Origin of the sequence: Streptomyces zagrosensis (genome assembly GCF_014203645.1) — a bacterium.
Classification (GTDB): Bacteria; Actinomycetota; Actinomycetes; order Streptomycetales; family Streptomycetaceae; genus Streptomyces; species Streptomyces zagrosensis.
Genome location: NZ_JACHJL010000016.1, coordinates 153,963 through 169,890, shown reverse-complemented (window position 1 = coordinate 169,890; position 15,928 = coordinate 153,963). Strand labels below are relative to the sequence as shown.

General features: G+C 67.5%; 14 protein-coding genes. 10 read left to right on the top strand and 4 right to left on the bottom strand.

Translation table 11 applies throughout. The features are described 5' to 3' along the window. Positions 1-270: 270 nt before the first annotated feature. Together FHS42_RS26680 and FHS42_RS26675 are read left to right on the top strand one after the other, a co-directional pair. On the top strand, positions 271-1,065 hold the full coding sequence (locus FHS42_RS26680; protein ID WP_184576274.1) for an SAM-dependent methyltransferase: 795 nt from the start codon (positions 271-273) through the stop codon (positions 1,063-1,065). A 139-nt stretch (positions 1,066-1,204) separates the two neighbouring features. Next, positions 1,205-1,900 (top strand): HAD family hydrolase, encoded by a 696-nt coding sequence (locus tag FHS42_RS26675; RefSeq protein ID WP_184576272.1) that lies wholly within the window; start codon positions 1,205-1,207, stop codon positions 1,898-1,900. Positions 1,901-2,035: 135 nt separating this feature from the next. Here the strand turns inward: FHS42_RS26675 and FHS42_RS26670 are convergent, their stop codons facing one another. Then, complete coding sequence (locus FHS42_RS26670; protein WP_184576270.1) at positions 2,036-2,293, bottom strand: hypothetical protein; 258 nt, start codon at positions 2,291-2,293, stop codon at positions 2,036-2,038. Between the two features lie 392 nt (positions 2,294-2,685). Here FHS42_RS26670 and FHS42_RS26665 point away from each other — a divergent pair, with 392 nt between their 5' ends. Both FHS42_RS26665 and FHS42_RS26660 read left to right on the top strand, forming a co-directional pair. After that, a complete protein-coding gene (locus tag FHS42_RS26665; protein WP_184576268.1) occupies positions 2,686-3,507 on the top strand; it encodes a TetR/AcrR family transcriptional regulator in 822 nt (273 codons plus the stop codon). A gap of 134 nt (positions 3,508-3,641) precedes the next feature. Continuing rightward, positions 3,642-5,090, top strand: coding sequence for an FAD-dependent oxidoreductase (locus FHS42_RS26660; RefSeq protein ID WP_312867046.1), 1,449 nt, complete (start codon positions 3,642-3,644; stop codon positions 5,088-5,090). Between the two features lie 103 nt (positions 5,091-5,193). Here FHS42_RS26660 and FHS42_RS26655 read toward each other — a convergent pair whose 3' ends face one another. The 3 genes from FHS42_RS26655 to FHS42_RS26645 all read right to left on the bottom strand — a co-directional run bounded on the left by FHS42_RS26655 (position 5,194) and on the right by FHS42_RS26645 (position 7,863). Continuing rightward, positions 5,194-5,559, bottom strand: a complete 366-nt coding sequence (locus FHS42_RS26655; RefSeq protein WP_184576264.1) for an ArsR/SmtB family transcription factor — start codon at positions 5,557-5,559, stop codon at positions 5,194-5,196. A gap of 293 nt (positions 5,560-5,852) precedes the next feature. Then, positions 5,853-6,470, bottom strand: a complete 618-nt coding sequence (locus FHS42_RS26650) for a TOPRIM nucleotidyl transferase/hydrolase domain-containing protein (protein WP_184576262.1) — start codon at positions 6,468-6,470, stop codon at positions 5,853-5,855. An 88-nt stretch (positions 6,471-6,558) separates the two neighbouring features. Next, a complete protein-coding gene (locus tag FHS42_RS26645) occupies positions 6,559-7,863 on the bottom strand; it encodes a flavin-containing monooxygenase (protein WP_184576260.1) in 1,305 nt (434 codons plus the stop codon). Positions 7,864-8,253: 390 nt separating this feature from the next. On the opposite strand from FHS42_RS26645, the gene FHS42_RS26640 reads away from it, so the two are divergent. The 6 genes from FHS42_RS26640 (at position 8,254) to FHS42_RS26615 (ending at position 15,878) form a co-directional block, all read left to right on the top strand. Continuing rightward, complete coding sequence (locus tag FHS42_RS26640; protein WP_221476896.1) at positions 8,254-8,913, top strand: helix-turn-helix domain-containing protein; 660 nt, start codon at positions 8,254-8,256, stop codon at positions 8,911-8,913. A gap of 657 nt (positions 8,914-9,570) precedes the next feature. Next, positions 9,571-10,629, top strand: a complete 1,059-nt coding sequence (locus FHS42_RS26635; RefSeq protein WP_184576258.1) for a FecCD family ABC transporter permease — start codon at positions 9,571-9,573, stop codon at positions 10,627-10,629. Further along, a complete protein-coding gene (locus FHS42_RS26630; protein ID WP_184576256.1) occupies positions 10,626-11,687 on the top strand; it encodes a FecCD family ABC transporter permease in 1,062 nt (353 codons plus the stop codon). The genes FHS42_RS26635 and FHS42_RS26630 overlap by 4 nt, the downstream gene beginning before the upstream one ends. A gap of 114 nt (positions 11,688-11,801) precedes the next feature. Continuing rightward, the gene (locus tag FHS42_RS26625; protein WP_184576324.1) at positions 11,802-12,623 is read left to right on the top strand and encodes an ABC transporter ATP-binding protein; all 822 of its coding nucleotides are present in this window, start codon (positions 11,802-11,804) and stop codon (positions 12,621-12,623) included. A 371-nt stretch (positions 12,624-12,994) separates the two neighbouring features. Continuing rightward, positions 12,995-14,044, top strand: coding sequence for an iron-siderophore ABC transporter substrate-binding protein (locus tag FHS42_RS26620; protein ID WP_184576254.1), 1,050 nt, complete (start codon positions 12,995-12,997; stop codon positions 14,042-14,044). Between the two features lie 46 nt (positions 14,045-14,090). Beyond that, the gene (locus FHS42_RS26615) at positions 14,091-15,878 is read left to right on the top strand and encodes an ABC transporter ATP-binding protein (protein ID WP_184576252.1); all 1,788 of its coding nucleotides are present in this window, start codon (positions 14,091-14,093) and stop codon (positions 15,876-15,878) included. Positions 15,879-15,928: the final 50 nt, after the last annotated feature.

Below are 15,928 nucleotides of genomic sequence, written 5' to 3'. Positions count from 1 at the left end.
ATATGGTGCCAAGTCACTGGTACTCAGCCGCCGGCATGCAAGCGCGTAAGCACCCGCTGGCAAGCACCAGTTATGGGGGAGCCGTGCCCAAGGGGCCGCGAGATGCGGGACGCTGCTGGTTCCTGTCACCATGTTCACTAGTACGAGCACGGGCACCAACAGACACAAGCACACATACGAGCACACCGACGAGAGGACAGGTCACGGGTTGCGCGCCGGGCCGGCACGCCACTGGGCATGTCACCGCGGGCCATCGGAGGACAGACAGAGATGACGGGCAACAACACCGAGCGCATCGACCTCGCCAGGGCGCACTCGGCCCGGGTGTACGACTTCATCTTGGGCGGCAAGGACAACTACACGGCCGACCGGGCGGCGGCGGAAGCGGCGCTGACGGCCTGGCCCGGGCTCAAGACCAGCATGCGCATCAACCGCGAGGTGATGCACCGCATGGCCCACTGGCTGGCGACCGAGGCCCAGGTGAAGCAGTTCCTGGACATCGGCACGGGCATCCCGACCGCGCCCAATCTCCACCAAGTGGTACAGGCCGTCACACCCAGCGCCAGCGTCGTCTACGTCGATAACGACCCGATCGTCCTCGCCCACGCACGCGCCCTGCTGACCGGCACGCCCGAAGGCCGTACGGCCTACATCGAGGCCGATATGCGCGAGCCCGACAAGATACTGACCGCGCCCGACCTGCACCAGACGCTCGATCTGAGCCAACCGGTCGGCCTCACCATCATCGCGGTACTGCAATTCGTCGAGGACGCCAGCGGGCTCATCGAAAGGCTGCTGGAGCCCCTCGCACCGGGCAGCTATCTCGCGCTGACCCTCGCGACCGCCGACCTCGCCCCCGAATCCATCGAACTGGCCGCGACCTACACCCGTCGTGGCATTCCGATGTACCTTCGCTCCCGTTCCGAGGTCGAGCAACTTTTCGCCGGATTGGACATGGTGGAGCCCGGCGTCGTGCCCATGCACCACTGGCGGCCCGACCCGCGCGAGGCCGTCAGCGAGGCCACGACGGTGAACATGTACGCGGGCGTCGGGCGCAAGGCGTAAGGCTTCCTTCCTCCTGTGGGCACGGAAGAGTTGGCCGGCGCGAGCTGAGGGGTGAAGTCGGGGCGCTGTTCCCAGCCACGTCGTCGAGGCCGGGACCGGGGCCGGGACAGGCGTGTCAGCGCCGGGGGATCATGGTGGTATGACGGCCAAGGGCGCGCTCTTCGACTTTTCCGGGACCCTCTTTCGCGTTGAACCGGCCGAGGATTGGTTGCGGGCAGCACTGAAGGCCGTGGGCATCGCGCTCGCGCCGGCGGACTTCACGCGTTATCTCAGGGAGTTGGTGGAGGTGGGCGCCCAACCGGGCGGCGCCGCACCTCGTGCCATCCTTCCGCACCTGGCGCAGGGTTGGCGCGAGCGCGATCGCACGGCCGAGCAGCATCACGCGGCCTATCTCGCACAGGCCCGCCAGGTCAGCCTGCCGCACGAGAAGCTGTACGAGGCGTTGTACGCACGACACAAGGAACCCGCCGCTTGGCGCGCCTACCCGGACGCCGCCGAGGTGCTCGCACAACTGCGGCAGGGCGGGGTGCGGATCGCGGTGGTGAGCAACATCGGTTGGGACCTGCGCCCGATCTTTCGCGAGCACGGCCTCGATCAGTTCGTGGACGCCTATCTGCTGTCCTTCGAGCACAGCATACAAAAGCCGGAACCCGCGCTGTTCCGGCTGGCCTGCGCGGCCCTTGGCACCGCCGCCCCCGACACGGTGATGGTCGGCGACAACCGACAGGCGGACGGAGGCGCGGCGGCGATCGGCTGCCGGGTGCATTTCGTGGATCACGTCCCGGTGACCCAGCGCCCCAACGGGCTGCGCCCGGTGCTCGGGCTGATCGGCTGAAGGGCCCCGCGACAGCCCCTGAGCGACCGAACGACCAGGGCATGAACTCATAGCTCATAACTCACAGCTCACAGCCATGCATCGACGCGCTACGCGAGGGTGTCGCTCCCCCGGGCTACGATCCGGCGCGGGCGCTCAGCCAGCGGCATCGTGCCGGGACTCGTGGGCGAGGATGCTGGCTCGCCAGCGGGCAATGACCTCTTCCCGGTCCCCGCCCGCGTCATCGGCCTCGGCGACCAGCGCCTCGGCGGCCATCGCCGCGAGGCGAACGACGACATGACGCAGGTCCCGGGCATCCAGCGGCTCCAGCAAGGCACCCGCGCCGTCGCTGTCGTTAGCGAGCGCGCAGGCGACCACGGCCATCGTCGTACGGTCCCACTCATATGCGTTCACCTGCACAGCCTGCCCGTACGAGGCCGGGCGAGAACTTCTACCGCCCAGTAGCTGTAGGGATCGAGGGGCGCCAGAGTGTCGCGTGACCGCAGGCACTCCCCCGCGCGACGGCGCTCCATGCACCTGCGAGACTCACGAGTAATGAGAGCCTTATCACTCCGGCCCGAGGCCGCATGCTCGCTCTTCCCTGCCCGGCTGTGGCCGCTGACCACGGGCTGCATGCCCCTTAGTCACGACTCGACCGCACCCCGTGGCAACCGCCGATTTCGGACGATCCCCCGCGTCGTCCGAAATCGGCAGTCCTACCGGCGTTCGCCCCGTTCAGAAAGGGCGGACAACCGGAGACCCACTGAGTATATTGGCTACGAGCCAGTCAACGCAGGAGTTACAGCATGTCCCCGCGCAGCGCATCGGTCAATGAGGAGTTGCGCCGACGCTCACGGCAGCGTCTGCTCCAGGCGACAGTCGATCTTGTCGATGAGCACGGTTACGAGGCCACCACGCTCGCGGACATCGCCGACCGCGCGGGCGCCGCACGCGGCCTGGTCTCGTACTACTTCCCTGGAAAGCGGCAGCTTCTCCAGTCCGCCGTCCACCGGCTCATGCACACCCAACTGTCGGCAGCCCTGGCGCGCGCACCCCACCCGACCGGCGAAGACGCGGGCCGCGAGCTGCTCGCCCGGGCCATCGACGCGATCCTCGGGCTCGCCAGGGACCGCCCCCGCCTGATGCGTACGCACATGGCCGGCATCCTCCAGGCCGAGGGCTTCATCCAGTGCCCCGAGCAACAGCAGCTCGCCACCGCGCTGCGGGACACGGTGATCGCCTACGGCTGTGACGATCCCGACACTGACTACCGGCTGCTGCGCGCGCTGCTCATGGGTGCCGTGGTCGCCGTCCTGCTGCCCGGCGCGCCGATGCCAACGACACGGCTGCGCGCGGAATTGTTCCAGCGCTACGGCCTCGACTGGGAGCTAGGCGATCCGCCGCCGCCCGAGGAGGACCGCCAAGAGGACCGCCAAGAGGGCCGCCAGGAGGAGCCCACGGAGAGCCGCGATGAGGGACCTCCGCAAGGTGAGCCGCACGATGCCCTTCGCGGGGACCCGCCAACCGCGCCGCGCCCCACGGACACATCGGCGAAGCCGTCCCACGCCGGCACGCATGAGGCGGCTCCCGCTGCCGACCCCGAGGGGCCGGCGGTGCGGTGTCCGTGAGGCCACGCCCGTAAGGCTTCCGTGGTGCTCTGCCGTCTCAAGCAGCCCAACTGGTGATGAGCGTTCCGTCCCGGAACCTCCCGCTGCGCTCCCGCGGGTGCCATGCTGGAACCCCAGCGGAAAGGAGTTCCGCCGTGCTCCGCATCGCAGTCGTCGGTTCGGGCCCCAGTGGTGTGTATACCGCGCAAGCCCTTCTCCAGCAGCGCCTCGTGCCCGATGTTGCGGTGCACGTCCTCGACCGGCTGCCCTGCCCGTTCGGGCTCGTACGGTACGGCGTCGCCCCCGATCACGAGAAGATCAAGTCGCTACAGGGCAATCTGCGGACCGTGCTCGAAGATCCTCGGGTCACCTTCCTGGGCAATGTGCGCGTCGGTGAATTCGGTCTCACACCCCGCCAGTTGAGCGAGCTGTACCACGCGGTGGTCTACTGCATCGGTGCCGCCGCCGATCGGCCGCTGGGGGTGCCTGGCGAGGAGCTTGCCGGGAGCTGTTCCGCCACCGAATTCGTCTCCTGGTACAGCGCTCACCCGGACGCCGCGGCGGACCCGTTCGCCCTCGCCACCCCGTCGGCCGTGGTGATCGGGGTCGGCAACGTCGCGGTGGATGTCGCCCGGGTGCTGGCCAGGGAAGCGGCCGAACTACGGAGTACCGATGTGCCGGATGCCGCACTCGCGGTACTCGGACGCAGCCGGGTGCGAGACATCCATATGGTGGGCCGACGCGGGCCATCGCAGGCCAAGTTCACCACCAAGGAGCTGCGGGAGTTGGGCGCGCTGCCCGGCGCCGAGGTGCGGGTGCAGCCCGATGAGCTGGCCATCGACCCGGCGTTCGCCGACCCATCGGCCCTGCCCGCCGTCAACCGGCGCAATGTGGAAGTGCTCCGCGGTTGGGCCACGCAGCCTACGCAGGGCCGGCAGCGCCGCATCCACCTGCGGTTCTTCCTACGTCCCGTAGCACTGCTCGGCCCTCCCAGCGGGCCAGGGGCACACGCGACCGCCGAGGACGGAGCAGACCCGGCAGACGCGGCGGGTAGCGCGACCGCAGCGGCAAAGGGCCACGATGGCGCGGGCGTGGCCGGCGTGCGAGCGGTGCGCTTCGAGCGCACGGCGCCCGATGGGCACGGCGGAGTGGTCGGCACAGGGCGCTACGAGGACATCGAGGCCCAGTTGGTGCTGCGCTCGGTCGGCTACCGCGGAGTGCCTCTAGCCGGGCTGCCCTTCGATCCGGACAGGGGCACGGTGCCGCATCTGGCGGGCCGCGTGCTGCGGGATGGGGCACCTTCGGCGGGTGAGTATGTCGCGGGATGGATCAAGCGCGGGCCGACCGGTGTGATTGGCACCAATCGGCCGTGCGCGAAGGAGACCGTTGCCTCACTGCTCGCCGACGCGCCGGACCTGGCCGCACGGGTCGTCGCCACCGATGCGCTGACGGCCTTGCGCGCGCTGGGGCAGGACCCCGTGGAGTGGCCGGGCTGGGTGCGTATCGAGCAGGCGGAGGCGGCGCTGGGCCGCGAGCTGGGCCGTACGAACGTCAAGATCGCGGACTGGGAGAGCCTATTGAGCGCCGCACGCACGGCGCGCTGAGCCGCTACCGTCGCGGCTCGTCACCTCGGCACACGCACAGCCCGCGGAGCCGGGCAGGCCCGAAAACCGACGCCTCGTCAAGTTCGCTTTTCCCAAGGTGAGTTCAGAGCGTCCCAAGTCGCCGCTCTTGGTGTTCCACCGCGGCTAGCACGCTGTCAAGGAGGCCAGGGAAGAGGCGTTCCAGTTCCTCTTTGCGTAGCACGCTCATCTTGGCGGTGCCCCGATACATCTGCTGAATGACACCGCTCTCCCGAAGCACACGGAAATGATGCGTACACGTGGACTTGCTGACCGGCAGCTGGAAGACGGAACACGCCATCTCGCCGCCGTCAGTGGCCAGCGTGCACACGATGCGCAGCCGCATGGGATCGGACAAGGCGTGCAGCACGCTTTCCAGGCGGATCGCATCGGTGTCCGGATGCTGGAGTGCCCGGCCCGCTGACGGGGTGGGGCCCTGCTGAGTGGGCACGGCTGCTCCTGACGCTGTTCCGAACGATCACGGTACGGGAATGTCGCATATCACCACGCCACATACTACGATAGTTATCGTACAACATCGTCGGTGAGCCGCGAGACGCCTTCCGGCACCCCGGGCACGCGCGCCGCGCCCCGCAACCGCGCCGCACCATTCAGGCGAGGAGTGCCCATCGATGAGCGATTCCCTTGGCCTGAAGATCAGCGAAGACGAGGTCACCCCCGATACCGCACTACGCCAGATCGCGAAGCGGACGAGGCGGACCGCGACCTGACGGAGGCCAACGCTCACAGGCTGCTCAGCAGGTCCTCAAGCGGGGCGGGCGTGTGGTCGAGGTCCAGGGCCTCCACGAGTACGCGGCCGTAGCGGATCTTGCGCCCCTTCTTCGTTCCGAGGAAGCGCCGCAACTGTTGCTGTGCGGTGCGGTCTTGTTGTGCGGGTTGGCGCAGGAAGGTCCGTAGGGCGCGTTGGTCGCCCTCTGCCCGGACGAGCTCTGCCACCCGTGTCACGCCCAGCGCACGGATGAGTTCGTCTTCCAGATCGGCCGCGCAGACGAAGAAGCCTTCTTGTGCTGCACCGGCCCGCTCCAAGCTGCGGACGTAATAACGGCGTTCCCCCTCGTCGCACAGGCCCGCCAGACGCAGGCCCAGGCCGGGCGGCCCGAGAAGGTGGACGAAGCGCCCGACGCTCATCGCACCGCCCATCGGCAGGACGCAGACTCCTTCGGCCGCCAGGTTCCGGCCGCGGCTCGCGGCCAGTGCGGTGACCGCTGCGGCGTCGCTCGGTCCTTCGAGCAGGATGGCTGCCTTGACGGGCAGCCGGGCGGCCAGTTCCCGTGCGGCGTCACCGGGGCCACCGGCCGCCCACGCGGTGACCGCGATCCGGAACGACTCCATGTCTGACATGGAAGGAGTCTGCGCCCTTTCCGGCCATTGCGGTAGGGAATTACCGCCAGCGCGTCACGAGGGGCGGATGCACTGAGGAAGCAAGCTCCTACAGCGCGACGATGGATACCGAAGAGCCGGACCGCATGACGTGGTCGATGTGTATCTGGCGCGCGATGAATCGCCCGTTCGAGACATTGGCCGCGATGGCCACCGGGGCAAGCGAGTTCCCGTCCGGGAGCCCCGCGTAGTACAGCCCGGGGATCGACCCGAGGATGCCCTTTTGTTGAATGGGCGCCCCGCGCTCATCGAGCACCCGCTGCGGCAGAATGCGGTAGTCCGGCCCAAATCCCGTGCACCATACGATCGTCGTGATGTTATGGCGTGCCAGGTCGAGACTCTTTCCGAAATCACATATGTGCTCCAGGTTGACGCCGGGTGTCGGCATTTGCTCTGGCACCACAAAACCCCGCTGCCGTATACCGGCATCGATTTTATCAATTATTTGCTGAAATGAACGGGAAGACGCCTCCGCGATGGCGCCGACGTTGTCTGCCAAGCGGAGGGTTCGGTGGTCCGCCGAGCGCGTAGAGCCGACGAGGACGACTCCCTTTTCGGTCAGCGTGCCGAGATTGAGATCGCCGCTTCCATCCTTCACGCCGACCACCGGCAAGCCGGGCAGAATGGGCACGTCCTCACCCCCAGCATTCTGCGTGACAAAATCCTCGTACAGCGAGAAGGCGAACATCCATTCCTGGATGCCACGGCCACGATAGTGGCGCGGCCACGCACGGTGTCGGCCGACCGACAAAAAGACGTCACGCCCAGCGTCCACGAGTTCGTCAGCGATTTGTTGGCCACTGATTCCCGCGCCTACCACCAGGACCGCCCCGTCCGGCAAGGACTCAGGGTTGCGGTAGTAGCGCGAATGTATTTGATGGACGGACGGGTCCACATCGGATGCCATCTCGGGTACTCGAGGGGCCGCGTAACCACCCAATGCTGCGACCAGGTTGCGGGACTCGATGACACCGCCGGTGGACAGCAGGGTCCTGAACCGCACTTCGTCGCGGTCAGCGGCATCCGCCAGGCACTCCACCTCCCGAACGGACGTGTGCTGCATGACCCGGAGATTGCGCTGTTCCACATAGCGGCGCAGCAGCCGGGCCAACTCGCGTCCCGGCATGAGACCTCCGGGATCGTCACCATCGTAATTCCAGCCAGGAAACCGAACTGACAGGTTTCCGCTTCCCACGAGCAGGCTGTCCCAACGCTCATGCGCCCAGGACTGACCAATCTCTCCCCGGTCAAGGACGATCGACTCGTGAGCAAGCTCTTGTAGGGCCGCGGCGACTCCGCACCCCTGCTGGCCAGCGCCAATGATGACGGTCTCCGAATATTCAACATCTGCCATGATCGAACCCTTCTACTGCGGGCATGCAAATGAATGCCTTGTCTCGGCTAGCTGAGCGGGCCGGCGGCGCCATCCATGGTGTGCATTCACCTGGGGAGCCCGGATTCGTGGCGGTGCGGCCGAGGGACAGAACCGCGATGGTGCGCCGTGGGCAGCGGACACCCCGACTAGGCCGCAAGGTTGCTGCGAGCACGGTCCCCGGCGTCGGAGCGCAGCCACAGCAGCTCCCGGCGCGCTTCGTCCCGTGCCGTGGCCAACTCGGCCACTCACCCGACTCCGTTCCCCACCCACCGATCGCGCTGTGCCTGGCAGGACAACGCGCCAACGACCGCAAGAACGACAGCCACTTAGGCTTGCCTTAGTTAAATCTTGCCTTGTGAAGCCAACTTGATGTCAACTGAACTCGTGATGCACCAAGCGGTCTCCATCGGCGAAGCAGCGGCGCTGTACGGCCTCGCGCCGTCCACGGTGCGGTGGTGGGAGGGCCAGGGCGTGCTCAACTCGCCCGCCCGCAACGGCGGCAAGCGGCTCTACCGCGATGCCGACCTCCGCCGGGTCGGTCTCGCCTACTTGTGTTGCGTGGTGGGGCAGCTGCCGCTGGCCCAGGCGGCCGTCGTCACCTCGGGAAACGCCACTCACAGCGCCTGGCAGCGCACCATCGACGAGCAGATCACGCTGCTGGGGCAGCGGATCGGGCAGTTGGAGGCCGCCCGGGACTACCTCGCCCATCTGCTGCGCTGCGAGGACGACGACATCGCGTGCTGCCCCATCCTGGAGGCCGAGCTGTCCGCGCACACCCCACGCGGACGCTTCTTCGGTACCGACCTCGTCGCCGCCGCTCGCGCGGCCCGCAGCGGCGGAAAGCAGCGCGAAAAGACGCCAACGCGTGACGAAAGCGTCGCGCATTCGCCTCTGTGTGACGAAAACGCGGTGCTCTGCCTCAGTTGCCGGGAGCCGGTGCCACGGGCCGCCCGCGGCCGGCCCCGGAAATACTGCTCACGCGCCTGCCAACAACGCGCTTACCGCGCACGTCGCGGCGAGCGGTCATGACCGCGTCTGCCATGGCGAGGGCGGGAGCCGGCTCAACGTGAAGCGGAGAGCGTGCGGTTGGTTCGCGCCGAGAGGGAAGCTCCGAGAGGGAAGCTTCAAGAGGGAAGCGAGGATGCCGCCGCGCCCGTACGACGTCTCTCGTCGGCACCAGCGGGCGTCTCGTCCACCCAGCCTCGGCGGAGCGATGCGGCGGTGCGGCGGTGCGGCGGTGCGGCCGATGCCAATACGCCGAACAGACGGGAACAGACGGGAACAGACGGGATCGAGGCCGGCGGCATACGCGTACGTGAGCCATGCTTACTTAGTTAGCGACGGGGCGAGTTCCCCCCGAGAGCCGGGACGTATTCAGACCCCGACCCCGGTATCGACAGCATTGCACCATTAGCTTAGGCTCACCTAAGTTAACTGGTCCGCTCCCCCAGCGCGCGCACCTTTCGTACCCTCTCCACGCCTGACAGGCGGCTTTCCCGCACGATGGGAGTGACATGGCACAGGTTCTTCCTGACGACGCACCACCGGTCCACGACCTCATTGGCTTCGGCTTCGGCTCCTGCAATGAGGCCCTGGCGATCTCGTTCAGCAAGCGCGCCACACGCGAGCGCAGGGTGCCCAACTGGCCGGGCATTTGCGGTGGATCAAAGGGATAACGTACGCGACATGTGCACGACTGTAGTGGAGCGCCCCGTGCCCCCGGGGATATCGAAGGCTCGTCGGCGGCGGGGGGTGGGGTTGGGCGCGCTGGTGGTGATCCTTGCGATCGCCGCGATGGTGTCGTTGGCCGTTGGTGCCCGCGCGTTGAGTCCCGCCGAGGTCTGGCACGGGCTGTTCGCGGCGCCCGACTCCGATCAGCGGCGCACCGAGATCAGGCTCATCATGGAGACCGTGCGGGTGCCCCGGACGGTGCTCGCGATCGTGGCGGGCATCGCGCTGGGGGTCGGCGGTGCGCTGATCCAGGGGTACACGCGCAACCCCATCGCCGACACGGGGCTGCTGGGCGTGAACTCCGGTGCTTCGTTCGCCGTGGTGACGGTGATCGCCGTGTTTGGGCTTACCGACCCGTTCCAGTACGTCTGGTTCGCGTTTGCGGGGGCCGCGGTCGCCGGCGTCATCGTCTTCGGCCTTGCGAGCATTGGCCGGGGGGCGGGCAACCCGTTGACGCTTGCCCTGGCCGGGCAAGGGATCACGGTGTTTCTCACGGCGATGACCACGGCGGTCGCACTGTCCGACCAGAAGTCGCTGAATGCGCTGCGATTTTGGAACTCGGGGTCCGTGGCCGGTGTCGGATTCGACGTCATCTGGCCGGTGACCGTGTTCATCGCGGTCGGATTGGCGCTGACAGTGATCACCCTGCCCGCCCTGAACCTGCTCAACCTGGGTGACGACGTGGCGCGGGGCCTTGGAGTGAACATCGCGCTGAGCCGGACCATCGGCATCATCGCCATCACCCTGCTGGCGGGCGCGGCCACGGCGGCGTGCGGCCCCATCGCGTTTTTGGGGCTCATGGTCGCTCACGTGGCCCGGTATCTCACCGGCCCTGACTACCGCTGGCTGGTGCCGTACGCGGGGCTGCTCGGCTCCGTCGTGCTGCTGGTCTGCGACATCGTGGGGCGCTTGGTGGTGCGGCCTGGCGAGTTGGACGCGGGGGTCGTGGTGGCCCTACTCGGCGCCCCGTTCTTCGCGATTTTGGTGTGGCGAGGAAAGTTCAAGAGCGCATGAACGGGACAGAAGTGAAGGCATCGGTGGCGCCGGGCGTGCGGCTCGGACCCATGTCGTTCGTTTGGCGGCCCTGGCTCGTCTTGGTCACGCTGCTGCTGACGGCGGCGACCTTTTTGCTGTTCTGCCTCTCCATCAGCATCGGGGACTTCCCCATCAGCCTGTCCCGGGTGATCGCCACGATTCTCGGCCGCGGTGAACAGGTCGATGAGTTCGTGGTCATGGATCTGCGGATGCCGCGCGCCCTGGCCGGTGTCGTGGTGGGGATCGCGTTGGGGGTGTCCGGGGCGATCTTGCAGTCCGTTGCGCGCAACCCTCTGGCCAGCCCGGACATTTTGGGCATCACGGGCGGAGCCAGTGCGGTCGCGGTGTTCTTGGTGACGGTGTCGGGCGGCACCACGGCGGCGGTCGTCAGCACGGTGGGCCTGTCCGCGGCGGCGCTCGCGGGCGGTCTCGGCACGGGGCTGCTGGTGTACTTCCTGGCGTGGCGGCGTGGTGTCGATGGCTTCCGGCTCATTCTCATCGGCATTTCGGTGAGCGCCGTGATGCAGGCGATCACCACCTGGTTGCTGGTCTCGGCCGACATCAAGGACGTGGCCAGGGCACAGGCGTGGTTGGTCGGCTCATTGGACGACCGATCGTGGGACGAGGTTCGGTTGGCGTCCTGGTGCACGCTCGTCCTGTGCGTCGTCGTCGCCGTTGTCGCCTTCCAGTTCAAGCCAATGCACCTCGGCGACGAGGTCGCCGCCGGTCTGGGCGTCCGGTACTCAAGGGTGCGGGCCGTCCTGCTGCTATGCGCGGTCCTGTTGGCCGCTGCTGCGGTGAGCGCGGCGGGCCCGGTGCCGTTTGTCGCCCTGGTCGCGCCGCAGGTGGCGATGCGTGTGGCGAGGTGCCCGACGCCGCCGATGGTGGTCTCCGGCCTGGTCGGAGCGCTACTGCTGATCGGCTCGGATCTGGTCGCGCGTACGGCGCTGCCGATCAGTCTTCCGGTCGGTGTGGTCACCGCAGCGATCGGCGGCCCGTTCCTCGTCTATCTGCTCGTGCGGGCGAACCTCAAATAGATGGTAAGAAAGCAAGGCGAACCTAAGCGAGGGGGGCTTGTGGACGCTCAGTTCATCACCGAGATCGAGTCCGAGGCCACGTCCGAGGCGCAGTCCGAGGCCGGGACCAAAACCGTGACGCAATCAGCGCTCAAGGGCGCCTCACGGCTGGCGGCTCGCGACATTACGGTCGGGTATGGCGGCCAGACGGTCATTGACGGCCTCGACGTGACGATCCCGCCAGGGGTGATCACCACGATCATCGGCCCCAATGGGTGCGGGAAGTCCACCCTGTTGCGCACCTTGACGCGGCTGCTCAAGCCAGCCAAGGGGACGGTCCTGCTGGACGGTGATGACATCGCCAGGCTCAAGACCAGGGACGTGGCCAAGAAGCTCGGCCTGTTGCCGCAGGCGCCGGTCGCGCCGGAGGGGTTGACGGTGGCCGACCTGGTGGCCAGAGGGCGCCATCCGCACCAAAGTTGGCTGCGGCAGTGGTCTTCCGACGACGCCGGCATCGTGGCGGACGCGTTGGCCATGACCGGGGTGTCCGAGTTGGCCCAGCGGCCGGTTGACTCGCTGTCCGGCGGTCAGCGCCAACGCGTCTGGATCTCGATGACCCTGGCCCAGGGCACCGATCTGCTGCTGCTTGACGAGCCGACCACCTATCTCGACCTGGCACACGCCATCGATGTGCTCGATTTGGTGGACGATCTTCACGAGGGGGGGTGCACCGTGGTCATGGTGCTGCACGACCTCAATTTGGCCACCCGCTACAGCGACAACCTCATCGTGATGCGGGCGGGATCTATCCTGGCGCAGGGGAGTCCGCGTGACGTGATCACCGCCGAGTTGTTGCATGAGGCGTTCGGGCTGCAGGCCAAGGTGATCGACGATCCGGTGGGCGATCGGCCACTCATCGTACCGATCGGCCGTACGCACGTACGGCTCGATCTGTAGGCCCATAGGGGGCGCTGGGGTGGGGCTTCCATGGGTGGTTGTCGGCGGTGGGGTAGGTGCGTTTCCCGGTGGCGATGAGGTAGCGGAACGGGTCCAGGGCCCTGGCCCCGGCGGCCTTCAGTCTTCGGTCGCATAGCGCGTCAGGCGGTGTTACGCATGCTCCTGCGGCCGATCACGCCATGGAACGTGCACCGCGGCCTCAGCCATGCAGTGGGCTATCAGGCCGGCGCCGAACAGGCGTAACTTTCCCAACTCCCGTACGCATTAAGGAAGTTCAGCAGTTAGGGTAGGCTGGCCTAACTTTTGCGGGGTAAGGTTTGGCTGCCCCCACACAGGGGTGCAGTGGACAGTGCGAAAGCAAGGGATCTCGGATGCTTCTCCAACGAACGACGCTTAAGAAGCCTTGGCGGCGGCTAGCGGCAGTATTGACCGCCACGACGCTCGGCGTCGGCCTCCTCGCGGGATGCGGTTCCGACTCGACGGACAAGAAGAGCGATGACGCCCCGGCTGCCTCCGGCGGCACCTTCCCGGTCACCGTGGAGCATGCATTCGGGTCCACCAAGATCGCCAAGGCTCCCCGCCGGGTCGTCACGGTGGGCTACACGGACGACCAGGCCGTGCTGGCGCTTGGCGTGAAGCCGGTCGGCATGGTCGATCAGTACCCGAACCCGGCGGGCAAGGAGCCTGACATCAACACCCAGTGGCCCTGGGTGAAGGACAAGTGGGGCGACACCCGCCCCGAGGTCATCATGGAAAACGGCGACTCCGGCCCCAACTACGAGAAGATCGCCTCGCTGCGGCCGGACCTGATCATCGCCGTCTACTCCGAGATCGACAAGGCCGCCTACGACAAGCTCTCCAACATCGCCAAGACGGTGGGCCGTACGAAGGCCGAGAAGGAGCCCTTCAGCGCGCCGTGGCAGGACAACGCGGCGCACATCGCCAAGGCGCTCGGCAAGGAAGACGAGGGCACCAAGCTGGTGCAGGGCATCGAGAGCAAGCTCGCCACAGCCAAGAAGGCGCACCCCGAGTTCGGGGGCCAAACCGCCGTCGTACTGTGCTGGTACAAGAACTCCGTGGCCCCGTTCACCTCAACCGACGTGCGCGGACGGCTGGTAACGGGCACCGGCTTCACGTACCAGACCGAGATCGACAAGATCGCGGGCGGCAGCTTCTCCACCGAGCTCTCCCCCGAGCGCATCGACCTGGTGGACGTCGATCGCATCTTCGTCATCAACGACAAGGCGGACACGCAGGCGCTGAAGAAGTTCAAGCTGTTCGCCAACCTGCCCGCGGTCAAGAAGGGCAACGTGTCGTACCTTCTGGACAGTGAGGGTCCGGCGGTCGGTGCGGCCATGTCCCAGGGCACCTTGCTGTCCCTGCCGTACGCGATTGACGAACTCGTGAAATCGGTCAAGTAGGAGTGCTGACCACGCCCCTCCACCCTCGGCAAGATTTGGTCTTCGTGTGAGTGCCATCGACGCCCGTCCCGCCCCGACAACCCTGCGTACGGCGACCGGAGGTGAGGCCACCAGATGGGTCGCGGCACACTGCCGCCAGATCCCATGGCTGGCAGCCTTCACCGTGCTCACCACGGTGGCCGGGGCGGCGCTCCAGGTGCTTCCGCTACTCCTGCTGGGCCGAGTAGTTGACGGGGTGGTGGCGGGCGACTCCCGCTCGGTGCTGGTCACGGTCGGAGTATTGATGGGGGCTGCCGCGCTGCTCGGCGCGGCGGCCACCGCCGCATCGACGTACCTGATCGGGCGGCTAGGCGCCGATCTGCTCGCCCGGTTGCGAGAAGGCGCCGTCCGCGCGGTGTTGGGAATGCCGAGCGCACGCATCGAGCAGGTGGGGCGGGGCGACGTACTGTCCCGGGTCGGTGACGATGTGGCCGTGATGTCCAAGGGCATCCGGACGGCCGTGCCCACGGTGTTCTCGGCGGGCGTGCTGGTCGTCATCGCCACGGTCGGCATGTTCGGACTTGACTGGCGGCTCGGCCTAGCCGGCGCCGCCGCGCTGCCCGCGTACGCGCTGGCCCTGCGCTGGTATCTGCCCCGGTCCGCACCGCTCTATCGAAAGCAGCGGGTGGCCCAGGCCGATCGTGCGCAAGCGTTGATCAGTGGTCTGAACGGGATCGACACGGTACGGGCGTACCGCCTTGAGGACGCCGTCCGCGAGCAGGTCACCCGCGAGTCATGGCGGGTGCGCAACCTCGGGATCGAGGTGTTCCGATTCTTCGGCCGGTTCGTCGGCAGGGAGAATCGCGCCGAGTTCATCGGTCTGGTCCTGATCTTGGTGGTGGGGTACTTTCTGCTGGAGGCCGACGCCGCCAGCCTGGGCGAGGTGTCGGCAGCTCCGTTGATGTTCCACCGGTTGTTCACCCCGCTGGGCGCCATCATGTTCACGTTCGACGAGGCGCAGAAGTCGGGCGCGAGCCTGACCCGCCTGGTCGGGGTGTTGGGGGAGCCCGCGGAGGACCGGTTGGTGGGCGATGAGTCCGTCGCGCCGGCAGCCACCGCGCCGTACCCGGTGACGGTGGAGGGGCTGACGTTCAGCTATCCCGACACTGAGGAACCGGTACTGCGGGAGGTGAATCTGTCCATCCCGGCGGGCGGTTCGTTGGCTTTGGTGGGGGCGACGGGCGCGGGCAAATCCACACTGGCCGCGCTGATCGCCGGCATCGGGACCCCACAGGCCGGATCGGTACGTATCGGATCGCACGACCTCGCCGAGCTTGACGAGGCAGGGGCGCGGGCCTTGGTGAGCATCCTGACGCAGGAGACACACGTGTTCTCGGGCCCACTCGCCGACGACCTGCGGCTCGCCGCGCCCGAGGCGAGCGATGCCCGCCTCCTTGAGGCGTTGCGCGTGGTCGGAGCCGATGGGTGGGTCGAGCTGTTGCCCGATGGGCTGAACACCATGGTCGGCGAGGGCGGCGAGCGCCTTGATGGCACCAAGGTGGCCCATATCGCCCTGGCCCGGCTGGAGTTGGGCCGCTCGCCGGTGGTGGTGCTCGACGAATCAACCGCCGAGGCGGGCAGCGAGGGCGCAGCCGAGCTGGATCGGGCCGTGCTGGCCGCGTGCGCGGGCCGCACCGCGCTGTTTGTGGCGCATCGGCTGACGCAGGCGATGGCGGCGGACCGGATCGCCGTGCTGGATGCGGGACGCGTGGTGGAGGAAGGAACGCACGCGGATCTGGTGGCTATGGGCGGTCAGTACGCGCGGCTGTGGCGTGCCTGGCGAGAGGGTAGTTAGGTAAGCCTAACTTAGGTTAGGTTTCCTGCATGCCTTGGAAGGATGCTGAG